Source organism: Parapontixanthobacter aurantiacus (assembly GCF_009827635.1).
GTDB classification, from domain to species: Bacteria; Pseudomonadota; Alphaproteobacteria; order Sphingomonadales; family Sphingomonadaceae; genus Parapontixanthobacter; species Parapontixanthobacter aurantiacus.
In genome coordinates this window covers 51,132-67,048 of the sequence record NZ_WTYW01000005.1, presented here as the reverse complement: position 1 = coordinate 67,048, position 15,917 = coordinate 51,132, and the positions used below count along the sequence as shown (strand labels likewise).

The following is a 15,917-nucleotide window of genomic DNA, read 5'->3' as shown; positions in this document are numbered from 1 at the left end:
GTTGAGCGGTCGGCGGCATCTTTCGCGAAGGAAAGACGCCTCCCGCAGGGATTTCCCGAACATTGCTGGGAAGGTTGGCCACATAGCGAATTTCCCGCGCTTTGCAAGCGGTGTGGCGCGGCGTCGCTATCGCTCGCAGCGGCGGCGCCAGACGGAGTAGCTACGCACATCGCCGACTTTCTCGTAACAGCGCCAGGCCGACAAAAAGGCGGCGTCCGACTTGAGGAACGGTATGTAGGCGAAGGCAACATTGCCGAAGTAGGATTTGCGTGATCGCTCGTCCACGAACACAAGTTCGGGTTGGTTACGCAAGAAGTCTGCAACCATCGTATCGCGGGCGAAATCGAGTACTTCCCGCGTTTTCGTACAGGTTGGCGTTTCAAGGTGGCATTCTTCGCTTGCCAAACGCGTGACGGCACCTGGAACGAGCCACTGTGCTGGATAGCGGCTCGTCCACACGCCATTCACTTCGTTCACGAATGGAAACGCAGCCCAGACGTTGGTGCTGAGAACAAGGATCGGTGTGTTCTCCTGCGTAACATATGAAGCGAAGACTTCCGTCGTGGCCGACTGGTATGCGCCGCGTTGGAGTTGTCTGCCCAGTGTCGTCACGAGACAAAGGGAGATGATGGCGAAAAGCGTGATGCGCCCAAACTGCTTGCCTAAGTCCTTTACCGCCGAGGCGCAGCACAACAGAATGAAGGCGGAGGCAGGAAGGATGTGGTAGTCCCATCCCTTGAATTGCAGCAGGTAGCTCAGAAGCGCGCCAGCAGCCGCTGCCCATAAGGCGAGTGTTCTTGTAGTAACCGCGCGCCTCCGCAACAGAACGAACACGGAGAGAACCGCGAATGCTGCAATCTCGAGGCGCAGCCAAACCGCGAGCGGGTCGACCCCGTAGGAATCATAGACAAGCCGCGCCTTCGGCACGACATCCTGCAAATAGAGCGGGTGAACCGCGATGATGAACAAGACGTAAGCGACAAGTAACGCTGCAACGACCCAGTTGGGCCACGCAAGGAACGGCTTTAGCGAACGCTCTCTGAAAGCTACGACTAACATCAGCAAAGCCGGTATCGCCAAGAAGTAAGGCTTTAACGCTAAACCGAGGAAAGCGAATATGCCGAGGGCTATCGCCTCGAACCGAGTGGTTTGCTGTGCACTATCTCTGACCGAAAGATACAGAAGATAAGGAAGGGCGAAGATCAGAAGAAGGTGTTCGCGCTGACCAAATTCGGCTACCGGAAGAATGAACAGTATCAGTAGTACCGTGATGAATAGCGCAAGGGAATTCGGCGGATATTCCCCGCTCGATCGTAGCAATCTTCCACACCAGAGTGCCGATACGACACTCAGCGAGATGCAATACAAGAAGTATGCGTCGGTAGCATTCAGGTCGAGCTTGTTCGCCAGAATAACGGCGGGCGCCGTGAGATAGAACGCCAGCGGCGGATTGATCTCGTAGATATCTGCATAAAGCTCGCCCCCCTCCAGGAACATCGCTGTTGCAACGAGATACCAGCTTGCATCGTGCGTCAGCGAATGGCGGGGATAGAAAAACGCACTGCCAACTGCGAAAGCGAGCAGGAGAATAAACTGAACGGTTCGCTGGCGGCCTTGACCAGATATCGCGCTTTTCACTGTCCCCCCCCCCCGGGCATTAAAAAAAAATTAACGAAAAACGGTAAGAAAGTGATCTGGACAAGTGCGGTCCTAACGACAAGCGCTTAACGGAGACTTTCGTTCGATGCTCGAGAACCAGGCATTTAGCAAAGAGATATCGGGCCAGCGACCCCGGTTGCTTTCGATAGTCGTTCCGGTGTTCAACGAATGTCAGAGTGTCGGCCCGTTTCTCTCAGCGATCGACGAACTTCTGCTCAACGACGAACTGGTGCGTTCAACTGGACTGAATTACGAAGTCATCTTTGTGGACGACGGCAGCCAGGACGGGACCGCCGCGGCACTTCACGAGCTGTGCCGGTTGAACGCCCACGTCAAGGTTCTCAAACTATCGAGAAACTTCGGCAAGGAAGCAGCGCTCAGCGCTGGGCTCGATGCCAGTTCGGGCGACGCGGTCATCCCCATGGACGTCGATTTGCAGGATCCTCCCGAACTCGTCGTCCCGATGATCGCGAAATGGCTCGGCGGTGCCAAGATCGTCAATGCAAAGCGCATCGACCGTAGAAGCGATACGTTTTTCAAGCGAACCAGCGCCAGCGCCTTCTATCGGATCGTCAATAAAATCGCCGATCATCCGATCGACGATAACGTCGGTGACTTTCGACTGCTCGATCGAGATGCAGTCAATATCCTCAATCGCATGACCGAACATTCCCGCTTCAACAAGGGGCTGTTCTCGTGGATCGGCTTCGCGACGGAGACAGTCGAGTACTCAAGGCCGCAACGCGACCGCGGCGACAGCAAATGGCGGCCAGCTGCATTATTCAATCTGGCGTTGGACGGCATCACTTCCACTACGACCCTTCCACTGCGCATCTGGTCACTCGTTGGGGCGGCGATCGCCATACTCGCCTTTTTCTATGCTGCCGGCCTCGTCGCCTACACCCTTTTTACGGGTGGAGACGCTCCGGGCTATGCATCGATCATGGTCGCGGTGCTTTTTCTTGGCGGCCTCAACCTCCTCAGCCTGGGCATGATGGGTGAATATCTCGGTCGAATTGCGATCCAGGTTCGAAACCGCCCTCTTTACGTCATCGATTCCAAGGAGGGTTTTTAATGGACGCCGCCGCATTCGAGTCTCTCCGAACGAGCCAGCAGGAACATTGGTGGTTCCGTGGCCGTCGCGCCGTCGTTCGCAGCCTGATTGCGAACAATGTCGAGCTTTCCGCCGACGCGGAGATCCTCGAAGCGGGCTGCGGTTATGGTGGAAACCTCGAAATGCTTTCGGAATTCGGCCGGGTGCAGGCCTTCGAATATAGCGAAGAAGCTAGAGCTTATTCCGACAGCACCTTTTCGGGTAACGTAGCATGGGGTCGGCTTCCCGACAGGATCGGTTTTGCCGAGAAGAGTTTCGATCTGATCGCCTTGCTGGACGTTCTCGAACACATCGAAGATGATCGCAGCGCCCTTTCGGCTCTCGCAGGGCGACTGTCTCCCGCCGGCAAGATCGTGCTGACCGTTCCCGCGCTCCCGTGGTTGTGGTCGGAACACGACGAAATGCATCATCACTTCAGGCGGTACACGCAGTCTGGTCTGGAAAGTCGCATTCGTGAGGCTGGGCTCGTTCCTTCGCGGATTGGCTATTTCAACAGTCTTCTTTTCCCATTGGCTCTTGCGCAACGCGGATTGGCGAAGTTCGGGATAGGAAAAGGCGTCGATAAGGAAACGCCAGACGCGCTTCTAAATGGGATACTTACGAGCGTATTCTCCAGTGAAGCCTCGCTTGTGAACAGAATGAAGCTGCCGATCGGATTGTCTCTCTATGCGGTCCTCGAAAGAAAAAACGCTTCATGCCACGTATCCTGAGACAACTACTTTCGTTCGGAGCAGTCGGAATCGCCGCAACCGTCGCACATGTTGGCGTTGCATTTATCCTTATTGGCCTTGAATACTGCCCGCCGCTTCGAGCGAACCTTTTTGGCGCAGGAGCGGCGTATTTCGTTTCATTCTTCGGAAATGCCGCCTTTACCTTCCGACTACGTTCCGAATTTGCCTCGGCCGCATTCCGCTACGCAATCATAACTGTTTTTAGTGCGATATTGACAAGCGCAATCCTTCTGCTGGTCCAATCGGCAGGTCTGCCGATCTTCGTTTACCTCGCGCTAGTTCTGGTTATCGCGCCGCCAGCGACTTTTGCGTTTTCCAAATTTTGGGCCTTTCGGACTGCAGACAGGGCGGATGCGTTGCGCGACATCGCACCTCCGCACGGGCAAGAGAAATCCAAGCATCAGACTATTTGAACAGCTTCGCGCTAAACCGAGAGATCCACCGCGCGCTTCTTTCTTCCCCCAACGCGTTTCGCTGACTGGGCAAATCGCGTTTGCCGTTCCGCAACCGGGGTGGTAGCCCTTTCCCGTCACGCAGTGCGAGGAAGGACGAGTGTAAATGCCGCCAGCCAGTTCGAACGGAGCCGACGACCTCATCGAGGAAACCGGTCTCGCATCGCTGGCCAAACGCCTTGCGCGGCACGGTGACAGTTCTCCTGCCGAATTCCTCGACCCGCCCTGGGAAGCCGCGCCGTCTGCCCGGCGGGAGCGCGGCGACATCATCTACCGCGAGGGCGCGGACGAAGAGCATTTCTACGTCCTCGAGGAAGGCTGGGCAATCGGCTGGGTGGCGCTGCGCCATTCGCGCCGCTTCATCCATCGCATCTATCAGCGCGGCGATCTTGTCGGGCTGGAGGACATCAACTGGTCCTACGCGACGACGACGGCAGAGGCGCTCACCGACATCAGGACGTCGCGCATCCACAAGGCGGAATTGAACGAAGCGATCCGCAAGCACGCGCATTTCGGCACGGCGCTGCTCGGCATGGCGATGCTCGATCAGGTGGTGGCGATGGACCGCGCGCGCTCCAACAGCCGGTCCTATGGCGCCAGGCGGCTTGCGCATCTGCTCCTTCAAATAGAAGCGCGCAGCGCAGTGACCGACGATCTGGAAAACGGCTGCTTCCTGTTCCCGCTGGCGCAATACGAGATTGCCGATGCGCTGGGCCTGACGCCGATCCACACCAACCGTTCGATGCAGCAATTGCTTCAGGGCGGGCTGATCTCGCGCGACAAGAAGCTCTACAAGATCGAGGACCGCAAGGCGATGAACGACCTTGCCGAGTTTACGAACCGCTACATCGTAACCCGTCCGAACAGGTAAACCGGCAAGCGGGGCGGCTGGCCATTACGCCATGCTGCAACCCGCGGCTTACTTGACGAGTTCGACCTGCTCGAAATCGAGTTCGACCGGTGTCGCCCGGCCGAAGATCGAGACGGACACCTTGACCTTCGCCTTGTCGAAATCGAGTTCCTCGACGACGCCGTTGAAGCTCGCGAAGGGACCGTCGAGAACCTTGACCGAATCGCCGATCTCGTAATCGACATTGATGTCCTTCTTCGGAGCGGACTTGGCTTCCTCGACCCCGCCGAAATAACGGGCGGCTTCCTTTTCGCTGATCGCCTGCGGCTTGTTGTTGTTGCCGAGGAAACCGGTCACCTTGGGGGTGTTCTTGACGAGGTGATAGATGTCGTCGGTCATGTTCAGCTTGGCCAGCACGTAGCCGGGCATGAACTTGCGCTCGGTCTGCACCTTCTTGCCGCGCTTGATCTCGGTAATCGTTTCGGTCGGAACCTCGACTTCCTCGACGCCTTCGGAAAGGCCGAGCCGCTCGGCTTCGGAAAGGATCGCGTCGCGAACCTTGTTCTCGAATCCGGAATAAGCGTGGATGATGTACCAGCGTGCCATGTGATTGAAATCCGTTTGAAACTGTTTGGATCAGGCCAGCGTGAGCAGCCAGGAGACGATCGCTCCGAACACGGTGTCAATGCCGAGGAAGAACAGCGAGAGGATCACCATCATGATGAACACGAAGATCGCCGTGCGGATCGTTTCCTCGCGCGTCGGCCAGACGACCTTGCCCGCTTCGGTGCGGACTTGCCGGATGAATTCGCCCGGATTGACTTTGGCCATGCTGCGTATCGCTTTCCCGTATTGCGTTCAGGTTGTCCTTGCGCGTTTCCAACATCGGCTCCGCGCCGCCCCGGTTCAAGTCCGGGAGGGGCGAAAACGCTGAATTGTCGGAAAGACGGTCAGCCGTTTACGCGCGCTCCTGCGCAAAAGCAAGCACGCGGCGGTGGGAAAAGGGCAAAGAGGCTGGCCAAGCGAATGATCGCAAACTAGCACTGTGCGGCGCGCGCAAGTTTCACGGGACGCATGAGGGGTAGATAATGGCAGCAGCCCAACCGCAGACGCTGGGCGACAGGCTCGTCCAGCCGGTCACGAACATTTCCGACTTCATTTGGGGCGGGACCTGGAACGGCGAAGCGGTCATCCCCTTCCCGCCACTCGCCATTATCCTTTTGGGGGTCGGCGCGTGGATCATGATCGGCCTGCGCTTCTACCCGATCGTCAAGCTGGGCAGCGCCTTCGCCGGACTGTTCAAGGGCCGCAAGGGCGCGGGCGCAGGTGAAATCTCGCCCTTCGCCGCGCTTTCGACCGCCCTGTCGGGACAGGTCGGCACGGGCAATCTCGCCGGCGTCGCCACGGCCATCGCGCTGGGCGGACCCGGCGCGGTCTTCTGGATGTGGGTGACCGCCTTGTTCGGCATGGCGCTGGGCTTTGCCGAAGGCTCGCTCGCTATCCGCTACCGCGAAAAGACCAGCGACGGCGTCTATCGCGGCGGACCGATGACCTACATCATGATGGGCCTGGGCCCGAAATGGACCTGGCTCGCCATCCTCTTCTGCCTCGGCACGCTGTTCTCCGCGCTCGTCACGGGTAATTCCATCCAGGCGAACGAGGTTGCGAGCGGTCTCAACGAGTTGTTCGGCTGGGAACGCTGGCTGGGCGGCCTCATCGTCGCCATCGCGGTGTTCGTCGTCATTATCGGCGGCATCAAGTCGATCGGCCGCGTCGCCGAAAGCGTCGTGCCGTTCATGGCGGCCGCCTATATCGTCATGGCGCTTATCGCACTGATCCTCAATTTCGGCGATCTGCCCGAAACGTTCAGCCGCATATTCAGCGGTGCCTTCAATGCGCAGAGCGCCAGCGGCGGGTTCGCCGGGGCGGCGATCATCCTCGCTATCAGGGCAGGTGTCGCACGCGGCCTGTTCTCCAACGAGAGCGGACAGGGCTCGACCCCGATCGCGCACGCGGTGGCGCAGACCAACGATCCGCAACAGCAGGGCCGCATGGCGATGCTGGGCACGTTCATCGACACGATCATCATCTGCACGATGACCGCGCTGGTCATCCTGACGGTCGAAGGCAACTTCACCTACGAGGGCGAGGCGGTCCGCCATGTCTGGCAATCCGATCTCGGCACGACCGCCCAAAGCGGCTTCGTCACGACGAGCGGCGCCTTCGCAGCGGCCTTCCCCTTCGAGATCGCGAGCATCCCGCTGGGCACTCTGGTCGCCAGCATCGCGCTGATCCTGTTCGTGTTCACGACCTTGCTTACCTGGAGCTACTACGGGGAACGCGCAATCACCTTCATCTACGACCGCGTTCCGGGATCGAGCCGGAGCGGCGAGAAGAAGCTGCATATCGCCTGGCGGGTGATCTGGTGCATCGCGATCTATGTCGGGGCAACGCAACCCTCTCAGCTGGTCTGGAGGCTCGGCGACATCTCGAATGCGGCGATGGCGCTGCCCAACCTGCTGGCACTCGCGCTACTGTCGGGCGTGGTGTTCAAGCTCGCTCGCGGAGACAAGACCGCCGGACCGACGCATACCGCGGACACGCCGGAGGAACCGAACGAGTACTGATGCGCAAGCGTCGGGGCGTTAGCCTACCCCGGTTAATTCCCCGCCGCCGCTCCCCTTAGCGATGCGCACAAAAAAGGTCGGCACCCGAGACCAGGGGTGCCGACCTCATTCGATCGGGTATCGAAATTCAGTGCGCGGTCAGCGGCGACCGAAGACGCGGGCCAGGAATCCCGGTTCTTCCATCGGACGGATTGCGCCATGTTTCATGTAGCGCAGCGAGGCGTCGCGGTAAGCGCGAGGCTGGACCCACTGGTCCGGGCGGCTGCTGCGAAACGACAGACTGGACATGATGTCTTCTCCAAAAAAAAACTGAAACTAACCAGCTCCCGTCGACAATAATGCACAGTTGGCCGCTGCGGTTCCAACGCATTAAGTATGAAAAATGATAGTTCGTGGGGGATGTGCCGCGGCGAGACGATAATTGGTTAAGTTAACCATATCGGCTTACCACGGCCCGAACGGCTTCATCGGAGTCCGCATCGGGCAAGGCTTGAACAGGTCCAAAGACCGGTAAAAAACCTCGGATTTCGCTTAGAGCAGTTCGCCTTGCGCGGCACCGTCGTCGGGTTCGAAAGCATCGCCGCTTCGCCGTTCCACCTCTTTCCGGGCTGAAAAGCGTACGTCCTCGTTGCGGTCCGACGTGTAGCGTTTCAGCAAATTATCATCGAGTTCGTGCCAGTAGCTCCCGCGGTCGGCTCCGTACGGCACGCGCGGCAGTAAGCCCGGTTCCGCACTCCAAGCCAGCAACTGGTCGAGACCGGCTTCGTTCAATTGATCGCGCAGGTGGTGGGCCGTCACGTAAGCATCCGGAAAGGCCCGATGGACCGGCAGGCCCCTCGCATGGTCCAAACCTTCCGGCATGCGCCAGTATCGGAGCACCTGATTTGAGAAGCTCGGACTGTCCGGCCATAGCCGCAAAGCGCACTTCCACGTGCAGATCCACGGCGCGCCGCCCGACAGCTTCGGCGTGCAAAAGCGCTGCTCGAAAGAGGCGCGGTGCGCGGCGAGTGCGGCAACGCCTTTTTCCGGGCGAAGAATGGACGGTGCGATCTCGGGCCAGAACGGCGCGCCTGCAACGTCTTCGTCCATGATATGATGCACGGCCATCGTTACCGGCGGGATCGACCTGCCCGGATCGACGAAGGAGGCTCCGTGTCCGGCATCGAGGGACCAACGCCCGTCGTCTCCAAGCACGACGTCCTGCCAGCCAATCTCGCAAACAGCGTGGGCCGGCGGGTTCGAGCCAGTGGTTTCCAGATCGATGACGCGAACGCGAGTGGTAGGTTTCATGACCTCCAAGTAGGAAGCCTTGCCGTGTTCTGCACGTGTTCTATCGACTCCAACATGCGAAGGGCGCGACAGACATTTTTCGCAGGATGGTCAGCTTTCTCCGGCTTGCCCCTCGTCCAAACACCCCAATTTGCGCAAATCGACGTTGCGGAGACGTCGTGAGAGCAGCGAATAGCAGACCGTCAGCCGACCTCGAAGGTCACGTTCTCAAACGTTTCGTCTATTCCGGAAAAATGGCAGGGGTGACAGGATTCGAACCCGTGGCCCTCGGTTTTGGAGACCGATGCTCTACCAACTGAGCTACACCCCTGCATGGGAGCGGTGCGTTTAAGCTCTCGCCGGAATGATGGCAACATGATTCTGGAACGGCGCGGCCAAGCAGCCAGCCCTGCCAATCAAGCCTTGCCCTGCCCCCGGACCGCGCCCACAATATGGTCCATCATGCAGGCGACCCGCTCCGCTCGAACAATCAGTACCGGCTGCACCGGTCGCGCCCCGCCCTTGCCGCGAGCCTGAGCATGCAGGCGCCGACTTACTCGCAGCGCGACGAGATCATCGATCCCAAGCTCCTTCTGCTGGCCTATTCCCAAGGGGTCTTCCCCATGGCCGAAGGGCGCGAGGACCCGGACATATTCTGGGTCGAGCCGCGCGAACGTGCAATAATTCCGCTCGACGAGTTTCGCTGTTCGCGCTCACTCGCCAAGACCCTGAAGCGCGGCACTTACCGCGTCACCTGCAACCGGGCGTTCGGCCGGGTCGTCGGCGAGTGTGCCGCCCCGCGCCCCGCCCCGGACGGCTCGGACGAAGGTAGCTGGATCAGCCACCGGATCGAGCGCAGCTATCTCGCGCTTCATCGGGCGGGCTTTGCGCATTCGATCGAATGCTGGCGCGTCCCTGCAGCAGGGGAATACCCAGAGGCGGCAGGCGAAGCGAATGGCGGGGAACCATCCCTCGTAGGAGGTTTATACGGTGTTTCCTTCGACCGGGTATTCTGCGGAGAGAGCATGTTCTCGCGCGCGGACAACGCCAGCAAGGTGGCGCTCGCCTGGCTGGTCGCGGCCATGCGGAGAGGCGGCTACCGGGTGCTGGACTGCCAGTTCATGACCGACCATCTCGCAAGCCTCGGCGCTGTGGCTCTACCGCAGGCGGACTATCTTGCGGCGATCGGCGAGGCGGCAGGCCCGCCGGAAATGGATATCTGCGAGGCGATCGCGCGGTTCGAAGAGTGCGATCAGGCTTCCTCGCCCGGAAAGCTCATCGCACAGTCCTTGACCCAGACGTCGTAGATCGGGTGCTCGACCACGTTGAGCGAGGGCGAGTTCTTGAACAGCCAGCCTGAAAAGATGCGCTGGAAGTCGGTGTTCTCCGCGTTCGGATTGCGCACCATGACCTGCACGAACGCGCCCGTTTCCTTCTGCGTTTCCCACGGCGCGGTCCGCTCGCAGGCGGACAGGCCGACGATGATGTTACCGAGCCGTTGCTGCTCGCCCGGCGTCAGCTCGATGTCACGCGTCGCATTGTTGCGCTTGTTGAGCACACCGATCGTCGCCACGCGCTCTTCCATCGGGGTCGCGCCTTCGACCTGACCCTCGGGCTGGACAGCGCGATTGGAGGTCTCGCGAATTTCCTCGGGAATTTCGGTTTCCTCGCCCGTTTCGGCTGGCGGAACATCGTCCGAGCAACCTGCGAGCATCGCCAGGCAGGCAGCGCCGACCGGCAGTAACAGACCCCGGCGAACCTTCATTATTCGGGCGTCCAAGCCTCGTAATCGCCGACCGCCTTCACCCGCTTGCCGCCCCGTTCGAGCGCGCCTTGCGGGCGATAGGCATCGGCGGTGCCCGTCGCATTGGGGACGTATTCGGTTTCCCAGATCTTTGCAGGCGGCAGATAGCTTTCGGGAACATCGTCGAACGAGCCATGCAGCCAGCCATGCCATTCGGGCGGGACGCGGCTCGCATCGTTGGCGCCTTCGTAGATGACCCAGCGCCGTTCCGCCCCGATATAAGAGCCGGCGGTGGTCATATCGCGCTTGTTGCGTGACCGGTAATAGGTATTGCCCTGCGCATCGGTGCCGACCTTCTCGCCGCGCCGCATCGTGAACAGCGATGTGCCGATGGTGGCACCGTTCCACCAGGTAAAGATTTTGCCGAGGAAGCTCATAGGGCTTCGCGGTTAGACGATTCCCCGCTTACCGCCAAGACCCATTTGTGCTGGCTGTCCAGCGCCTACCAGGTGACGCGGTCACCCGGTTCGATGCCGAGTTCGGCGGATCGGCCACCCCTGATTTCTAGGACGAGACTGGCCGGACCGGCCGATGGCAGCGACTCCTCGGACAGCGGCTCGGTATTCTCGTAGATGTTGATGATCCGCTCGTCCGGGCCGACATAGATGATGTCGAGCGAACTCGGCGTGTTCTTCATCCAGAAGCTTTGCACGCCCGGCGGATTGTAGGGAAAGATCATTCCCTCATTGTCGCCCAGCGGAGGGCGCTCCATCAGCCCGCGGCGTTGCTGATCGAAGGTGCGTGCCACCTCGACTGCGAAAACGTGCTCTTCCTCACCCGATTCGATGGTCAGAGGGACGACTTCGAGGCCCGATACGGGATGGCGTTCCGGCATGGCCGCTTCTGCGCGAACGTCCTGCTGCTGCGTCGAGGCGGCCTGCGGCGAACAGGCGCCCAGCCAAGCCGCACCAAGGATCAGCGTCAGCGCACGCTTCCCGAATTTATGCATCGTCGTCTCCTCGCGCCCATTCCTCCGCTTCGGCCTCGTTGCGGAAATCGAGAATGGCGCTGGCATCGGCGAATTCATGCCCTGCCCGGAGCATTGCCGCAAGCTGCTTGTCGCGCAATTTGCGGCGTTCCTCGTTCGCGGCGAAATCGCGATCTTCGGGCAACAGTCCGTCCTCGATATCGCCGTTCGGCCCGCCCCGCGCGAACGGTCCGAAGCGCCGCTTGCGCGCCAGGGCCAGTGCCGCCTGCCGTGCTTCCGCGCGCTGGGGTGCATGGGCATCCCTTACTTCCTCGGCTATCCCGTCATGCCGCAGGGTTTGTTCGATCCGCCGGGCGCCGTAGCCACGCGACAAGAGGCTTCCTGCACGGCTCCGCGCGAACTGGTCGTCATCGACATAGCCCTTTTCCACGAACCGCTCGACGAGTTCCCCAATTCTGGCGCGTCCTGCCTCGAGCGATGCCTCGTCGCTTGCCCTTGCAGCATCCTCCGCGAGCCAGTTTTCGGAAGCATCGGGGGTGTATCCACGCTCGCGCAGCTTGCGCAGAAGATATTTTTCGAGCTTCGCAGCGCTCGTTGCAAAGCGCGCGACATAGGCGACCGCGAATTCTTCGAGACGCGCCGGATCGAGCGGTTTTAGGGGCTTTCGCGGCCGTCTTCCACGAGGCTTGCGATTGGGATAACGCGGCATTGCGCCTTATTCGTGCCACACTCCTTATCAAATGGAAAACTTTGCAACCGGGGATTTGAGCGTTAACGGTTCATCCGCGGATCATGTGGGGGTGCAAGAAGGCGCAAATCTTATGATCAAGAGTTGCGACAGAACATAATCATGCAGGAAGCAGCTATCCAGCCGACGCCGAACGATTGCGCGTTACCGCGCCGTCGCGCCGATTTCGCCACCTTCGTCGAGGCGATCGATTACGCCGCGAGAAGCGAAAAGGGCCTGAATTTCCACGATATGCGGGGCGCGTTGGAGCGTGCCTACACGTTTCGGGAAATGCGAGAGGACGCCTTGGCGCAAGCGCGCCGCCTCGTCGCCAGCGGCGTCGAGAAGGGCGACCGCATTGCGCTGATCGCGGAAACCTCGCCGGAGTTCGCCGCGCTGTTCTGCGCCTGCGTCATAGTCGGCGCCTGGCCTGTGCCGTTGCCTTTGCCTACCGGATTCGGCGGCAAGGAAAGCTACATCGACCAGCTTTCGGTGCAGTTGCAGTCGAGCGATCCCAAGTTCCTGCTCTACCCTGCGGAAATCGACGAGATGGGTGCCGCCGCGGCGGCGCGTCAGGGTTGCGAGGGCGTGAACTGGGACGATTTCGCCGAGCGCGACGGCCCGGAATGCACCTTTGCCAAGGCCGAGCCCGAAGACATCTGCTACCTCCAGTATTCCAGCGGCTCGACGCGCTTCCCGACCGGTGTCGCAGTCACGCACGAGGCCTTGCTTCACAACCTCTACGGCCACGCGACGACGATGAATGTCGGCTCGAACGAGCGCGTGGTGAGCTGGCTGCCTTGGTATCACGACATGGGCCTCGTCGGATGCTTCCTGTCACTGATCGCGAACCAGATGTCGGTCGACTACCTCAAGACGGAGCATTTCGCGCGCCGCCCGCTGGCCTGGCTCGACCTCATCAGCCGCAATCAGGGCACGACGCTCTCCTATTCGCCGACCTTCGGCTACGATATCTGCGCCCGCCGCATCTCCAGCCAGAGCAATGTCGGCGAGCGGTTCGACCTGTCGCGCTGGCGCGTCGCCGGAAACGGGGCGGACATGATCCGGCCTGACGTGATGCAGAACTTCGTCAACGCCTTTGCCGGTGCGGGCTTCAAGGCCAATGCCTTCACCCCCTCCTACGGTCTCGCCGAAGCGACGCTGGCAGTGACGGTCATGCCGCCTGGCGAAGGCATTCGCATCGAACTGGTCGAGGAAGAGCGCCTTTCGGGTACGCAGCGCGACCTCTCGCGCCCCGCCCGCTACCGCGCGATCGTCAATTGCGGCAAGGCCCTGCCCGACATGCAGGTCGAGATTCGGGGCGAGAACGAAGAGGCGAAGGGCGATCGCCAGATCGGCAAGGTCTGGTGTCGCGGTCCCTCGGTCATGCATTCCTATTTCCGCAACGAGGAGGCGACGAACGACTGCCTCGTTGCCAAGGAAAACGGGGAGTTGTGGCTCGATACCGGTGACATGGGCTATCTCGCGGACGGGTATCTGTTCATCGTCGGACGGGCGAAGGACATGATCATCATCAACGGCAAGAACCACTGGCCGCAGGATATCGAGTGGGCCGTCGAGCAGCTTCCGGGCTTCAATCACGGCGATATCGCGGCCTTTTCGGTCGAAACCGAAGCGGGCGACGAAGCCCCGGCGGTCCTCGTCCATTGCCGGGTTTCCGATCCTCAGGAACGCATCAAGCTGCACCAGCAAATCCGCGACAAGGTTCACTCGGTTACCGGGATGAACTGTGTCGTCGAGCTCGTTCCGCCGCGCACGCTGCCGCGCACCTCCAGCGGCAAGCTGAGCCGCGCAAAGGCCAAGAAACTCTACCTTTCCGGGGAGATACAGCCCCTCGACCTGGCCGCCTGACGCCTCTCCCGCGCAAAGTCCACAAGTGCACCTGAAGCGCCCTCAATGATGTCGAGGGCGGATCGACGGTCGTCTTACTCTACGGGAGCGGTCCAGCGCGGCACGACGCGAAGGCCGCCCGGCACGATCTCGCTCGGCGCCAGTTCGATGCCCTGCCGGCGCAAGCGATCCTCGACGATTGCGACCAGTCTTTCGGGTCCGGTAAGCGCGATAGGCGCATCGACCCGCGCCCCGGCCCAGCCGACCAGTGCGAGCGCCGTCGCGCCCTCCTCCGTCGGCACGAATTGCACCTCGCCAGCCGCGCCGTCGGCGTCGACCTCCTCTTCGGGCAAGCGAGCCTCGAACGCGATCGGAGGCAGCGCGCGCAATGGCGGGCGCAGTTCGATCCGCCAGCCATCGACGCCATCGGCGATGCGCCGTTCGAGCGTCCGGTAGGCAGCGAGCGTCGCCCCGTCGAGCGGATTAGCGCGCACCGTCGCCCGGCGATTCTGCCGGTCCACCAGCACCTCGCTACGAGGCACACCGGCGACGAGCGCCAGATTGGCGGCGATCGCTTCGGCGCGGGCCGCGTCCGCCTCTTCCGCGCGCGCATCGGCTGCCGCAATCTCGGCCGCTTCGGCTTCGGCCTGGGTGCCGACGCGGAACTGCGTCAGCCGCAGATCGACCGGACGACCGAGCAGGACGGCGAGCGACCCCTCACCGTCGCGCTCTGCCAAGGCCATCGTGCGCGGCGTCAGGACGGTGGCATCGACCGTCACCGGCTCCGCCTCCAGATCGAAACTGAGTTGCGAGATGCGCGCATCTCCGTCAAAACTTTCGAGGACCGTGCTGCGGATCTGCCGCGCGGCGTTGGTTTCCCAGGCGATCTGGCGCAGCGAGAGGAATAGCGGGATGGCGAGCGCGACGAAGATCGTGACGATCAGGATCGTCTGGAACCGCGTCTGGCGCTCCGACAGTTCCGCGCTGAAGCCATAGATGCGCGCCATGATCGTGGCGACCAGCGCGATCGTCATGAGGTTGGTCACGAACAGGAGAAGCGCGCCGGAGAACACGGTCCAGTTCGTCGTCGCGAGGCCGAAGCCCGCCACGGCAAGCGGCGGCATCAGGGCGGTAGCGATGGCGACCCCGACGATCGTGCCCTCGCGTCCCCTTATCATCGAATAGGCACCGGCCAGCGCCGAGAATACCGCAACACCGAGGTCGAACAGGTTGGGCCGCGTGCGCGCCGCGATCTCGGGCGTGACCGTCTGCAAGGGCGAAACGAAGACGATCAGCGCGCATAGCGCGACCGCCAGGACTGTCCCGGAGACCAGCGCCCTTACCGAGCCGCGCAGCCACTTGTAATCGCCAATGGCGAGCGCGAAGCCCGCGCCGATGATCGGGCCCATGAGCGGCGCGATGAGCATGGCGCCGATGACCACGGCGGGCGAAGACAGGAGAAGGCCAAGCACCGCGATCCCCGCCGACATGGCGAGCATGAACAGGTAACGGGGCGAGGTATAGGCTTCCTCGCGCCGCTTCTCGATGACGCTCGCCTGATCGACCGTGCCGATGACGGCGTCACGCCACCAACGACGCCAGGACAGCATGACGCTGGCGAAGCTGTCAGGACCGAAGATCGGCGTATTCCCGGCGGCGGTGTCGCCGGGCGCGCCGACGTGCCGCTGCGATCCGCGTTGCGCCGCGCCCTCGCCGTTCGCCGCTGTCTCGTTCGCCAAAAAGTCGTCCTCCTCGCCCCGGCCCCTCATGGACCGCGGGTTCGGCCTATGTCGATAGCCGTTCGCCCGCTGCCGTCAAACGTGCATTCGTCGCAGATTGCTATTGCATAGAGGGCGCAAAGCCCCCGATACTGCTTGAACAGTGTGTTGTATGACACTAATACAC

At 61.3% G+C, this 15,917-nt stretch carries 17 protein-coding genes and 1 tRNA gene; 7 read left to right on the top strand and 11 right to left on the bottom strand.

Annotated features, from left to right (window positions below; genetic code table 11):
- Positions 1–126 precede the first annotated feature (126 nt).
- Entirely contained in the window at positions 127–1,638 is a 1,512-nt protein-coding gene (locus tag GRI38_RS13165; RefSeq protein ID WP_160685044.1) for a hypothetical protein, read from the bottom strand.
- 106 nt (positions 1,639–1,744) lie between these two features.
- On the opposite strand from GRI38_RS13165, the gene GRI38_RS13160 reads away from it, so the two are divergent.
- From GRI38_RS13160 to GRI38_RS13145, 4 genes are all read left to right on the top strand, one after another.
- On the top strand, positions 1,745–2,734 hold the full coding sequence (locus GRI38_RS13160) for a glycosyltransferase family 2 protein (protein ID WP_160685041.1): 990 nt from the start codon (positions 1,745–1,747) through the stop codon (positions 2,732–2,734).
- Positions 2,734–3,483 carry a class I SAM-dependent methyltransferase gene (locus GRI38_RS13155; RefSeq protein WP_160685038.1) on the top strand — a complete coding sequence of 250 codons (750 nt, stop codon included), beginning with the start codon at positions 2,734–2,736 and terminating at the stop codon, positions 3,481–3,483. Before GRI38_RS13160 ends, GRI38_RS13155 begins: the two co-directional genes overlap by 1 nt.
- Positions 3,468–3,917: a GtrA family protein gene (locus GRI38_RS13150; RefSeq protein ID WP_160685035.1), complete on the top strand. Its 450-nt coding sequence runs from the start codon at positions 3,468–3,470 to the stop codon at positions 3,915–3,917. The genes GRI38_RS13155 and GRI38_RS13150 overlap by 16 nt, the downstream gene beginning before the upstream one ends.
- A 145-nt stretch (positions 3,918–4,062) precedes the next feature.
- Positions 4,063–4,827: a Crp/Fnr family transcriptional regulator gene (locus GRI38_RS13145; protein WP_160685032.1), complete on the top strand. Its 765-nt coding sequence runs from the start codon at positions 4,063–4,065 to the stop codon at positions 4,825–4,827.
- Positions 4,828–4,875: 48 nt separating this feature from the next.
- On the opposite strand, the gene nusG is transcribed toward GRI38_RS13145, so the two are convergent.
- Together nusG and secE are read right to left on the bottom strand one after the other, a co-directional pair.
- Positions 4,876–5,412 (bottom strand): transcription termination/antitermination protein NusG, encoded by a 537-nt coding sequence (nusG, locus tag GRI38_RS13140; RefSeq protein ID WP_160685029.1) that lies wholly within the window; start codon positions 5,410–5,412, stop codon positions 4,876–4,878.
- Between the two features lie 30 nt (positions 5,413–5,442).
- On the bottom strand, positions 5,443–5,637 hold the full coding sequence (secE, locus tag GRI38_RS13135) for a preprotein translocase subunit SecE (protein WP_160685026.1): 195 nt from the start codon (positions 5,635–5,637) through the stop codon (positions 5,443–5,445).
- Between the two features lie 257 nt (positions 5,638–5,894).
- Here secE and GRI38_RS13130 point away from each other — a divergent pair, with 257 nt between their 5' ends.
- The gene (locus tag GRI38_RS13130; protein ID WP_160685023.1) at positions 5,895–7,433 is read left to right on the top strand and encodes an alanine/glycine:cation symporter family protein; all 1,539 of its coding nucleotides are present in this window, start codon (positions 5,895–5,897) and stop codon (positions 7,431–7,433) included.
- Positions 7,434–7,571: 138 nt separating this feature from the next.
- On the opposite strand, the gene GRI38_RS13985 is transcribed toward GRI38_RS13130, so the two are convergent.
- The 3 genes from GRI38_RS13985 to GRI38_RS13120 all read right to left on the bottom strand — a co-directional run bounded on the left by GRI38_RS13985 (position 7,572) and on the right by GRI38_RS13120 (position 9,033).
- Complete coding sequence (locus GRI38_RS13985) at positions 7,572–7,721, bottom strand: hypothetical protein (RefSeq protein ID WP_202390000.1); 150 nt, start codon at positions 7,719–7,721, stop codon at positions 7,572–7,574.
- Between the two features lie 243 nt (positions 7,722–7,964).
- Positions 7,965–8,723, bottom strand: a complete 759-nt coding sequence (locus tag GRI38_RS13125) for a 3'-5' exonuclease (protein WP_160685020.1) — start codon at positions 8,721–8,723, stop codon at positions 7,965–7,967.
- A 234-nt stretch (positions 8,724–8,957) separates the two neighbouring features.
- Positions 8,958–9,033, bottom strand: a tRNA-Trp gene (locus tag GRI38_RS13120).
- A gap of 208 nt (positions 9,034–9,241) precedes the next feature.
- Here GRI38_RS13120 and aat point away from each other — a divergent pair.
- Positions 9,242–10,009 carry a leucyl/phenylalanyl-tRNA--protein transferase gene (gene aat / locus GRI38_RS13115; protein ID WP_160685175.1) on the top strand — a complete coding sequence of 256 codons (768 nt, stop codon included), beginning with the start codon at positions 9,242–9,244 and terminating at the stop codon, positions 10,007–10,009.
- Here the strand turns inward: aat and GRI38_RS13110 are convergent.
- The 4 genes from GRI38_RS13110 to GRI38_RS13095 all read right to left on the bottom strand — a co-directional run bounded on the left by GRI38_RS13110 (position 9,955) and on the right by GRI38_RS13095 (position 12,143).
- Positions 9,955–10,467: a DUF2155 domain-containing protein gene (locus GRI38_RS13110; RefSeq protein WP_237487556.1), complete on the bottom strand. Its 513-nt coding sequence runs from the start codon at positions 10,465–10,467 to the stop codon at positions 9,955–9,957. The genes aat and GRI38_RS13110 overlap by 55 nt on opposite strands.
- Positions 10,467–10,883: an NADH:ubiquinone oxidoreductase subunit NDUFA12 gene (locus GRI38_RS13105; protein ID WP_160685017.1), complete on the bottom strand. Its 417-nt coding sequence runs from the start codon at positions 10,881–10,883 to the stop codon at positions 10,467–10,469. The genes GRI38_RS13110 and GRI38_RS13105 overlap by 1 nt, the downstream gene beginning before the upstream one ends.
- A 65-nt stretch (positions 10,884–10,948) precedes the next feature.
- Positions 10,949–11,455, bottom strand: coding sequence for a DUF192 domain-containing protein (locus tag GRI38_RS13100; RefSeq protein ID WP_160685014.1), 507 nt, complete (start codon positions 11,453–11,455; stop codon positions 10,949–10,951).
- Positions 11,448–12,143, bottom strand: coding sequence for a regulatory protein RecX (locus GRI38_RS13095; RefSeq protein WP_160685011.1), 696 nt, complete (start codon positions 12,141–12,143; stop codon positions 11,448–11,450). Before GRI38_RS13095 ends, GRI38_RS13100 begins: the two co-directional genes overlap by 8 nt.
- A 141-nt stretch (positions 12,144–12,284) precedes the next feature.
- On the opposite strand from GRI38_RS13095, the gene GRI38_RS13090 reads away from it, so the two are divergent.
- Complete coding sequence (locus GRI38_RS13090; RefSeq protein WP_160685008.1) at positions 12,285–14,033, top strand: fatty acyl-AMP ligase; 1,749 nt, start codon at positions 12,285–12,287, stop codon at positions 14,031–14,033.
- A gap of 74 nt (positions 14,034–14,107) precedes the next feature.
- Here GRI38_RS13090 and GRI38_RS13085 read toward each other — a convergent pair whose 3' ends face one another.
- Positions 14,108–15,751, bottom strand: a complete 1,644-nt coding sequence (locus GRI38_RS13085; protein WP_237487555.1) for a TIGR00341 family protein — start codon at positions 15,749–15,751, stop codon at positions 14,108–14,110.
- Positions 15,752–15,917 lie beyond the last annotated feature (166 nt).

Bases quoted from the DNA above. Each gene is read 5' to 3' on its own strand.
- GRI38_RS13160 (WP_160685041.1), top strand. From the start codon at position 1,745: ATGCTCGAGAACCAGGCATTTAGCAAAGAGATATCGGGCCAGCGACCC.
- GRI38_RS13155 (WP_160685038.1), top strand. From the start codon at position 2,734: ATGGACGCCGCCGCATTCGAGTCTCTCCGAACGAGCCAGCAGGAACAT.
- GRI38_RS13150 (WP_160685035.1), top strand. From the start codon at position 3,468: ATGCCACGTATCCTGAGACAACTACTTTCGTTCGGAGCAGTCGGAATC.
- GRI38_RS13145 (WP_160685032.1), top strand. From the start codon at position 4,063: ATGCCGCCAGCCAGTTCGAACGGAGCCGACGACCTCATCGAGGAAACC.
- nusG (WP_160685029.1), bottom strand. From the start codon at position 5,412: ATGGCACGCTGGTACATCATCCACGCTTATTCCGGATTCGAGAACAAG.
- secE (WP_160685026.1), bottom strand. From the start codon at position 5,637: ATGGCCAAAGTCAATCCGGGCGAATTCATCCGGCAAGTCCGCACCGAA.
- GRI38_RS13130 (WP_160685023.1), top strand. From the start codon at position 5,895: ATGGCAGCAGCCCAACCGCAGACGCTGGGCGACAGGCTCGTCCAGCCG.
- GRI38_RS13985 (WP_202390000.1), bottom strand. From the start codon at position 7,721: ATGTCCAGTCTGTCGTTTCGCAGCAGCCGCCCGGACCAGTGGGTCCAG.
- GRI38_RS13125 (WP_160685020.1), bottom strand. From the start codon at position 8,723: ATGAAACCTACCACTCGCGTTCGCGTCATCGATCTGGAAACCACTGGC.
- aat (WP_160685175.1), top strand. From the start codon at position 9,242: ATGCAGGCGCCGACTTACTCGCAGCGCGACGAGATCATCGATCCCAAG.
- GRI38_RS13110 (WP_237487556.1), bottom strand. From the start codon at position 10,467: ATGAAGGTTCGCCGGGGTCTGTTACTGCCGGTCGGCGCTGCCTGCCTG.
- GRI38_RS13105 (WP_160685017.1), bottom strand. From the start codon at position 10,883: ATGAGCTTCCTCGGCAAAATCTTTACCTGGTGGAACGGTGCCACCATC.
- GRI38_RS13100 (WP_160685014.1), bottom strand. From the start codon at position 11,455: ATGCATAAATTCGGGAAGCGTGCGCTGACGCTGATCCTTGGTGCGGCT.
- GRI38_RS13095 (WP_160685011.1), bottom strand. From the start codon at position 12,143: ATGCCGCGTTATCCCAATCGCAAGCCTCGTGGAAGACGGCCGCGAAAG.
- GRI38_RS13090 (WP_160685008.1), top strand. From the start codon at position 12,285: ATGCAGGAAGCAGCTATCCAGCCGACGCCGAACGATTGCGCGTTACCG.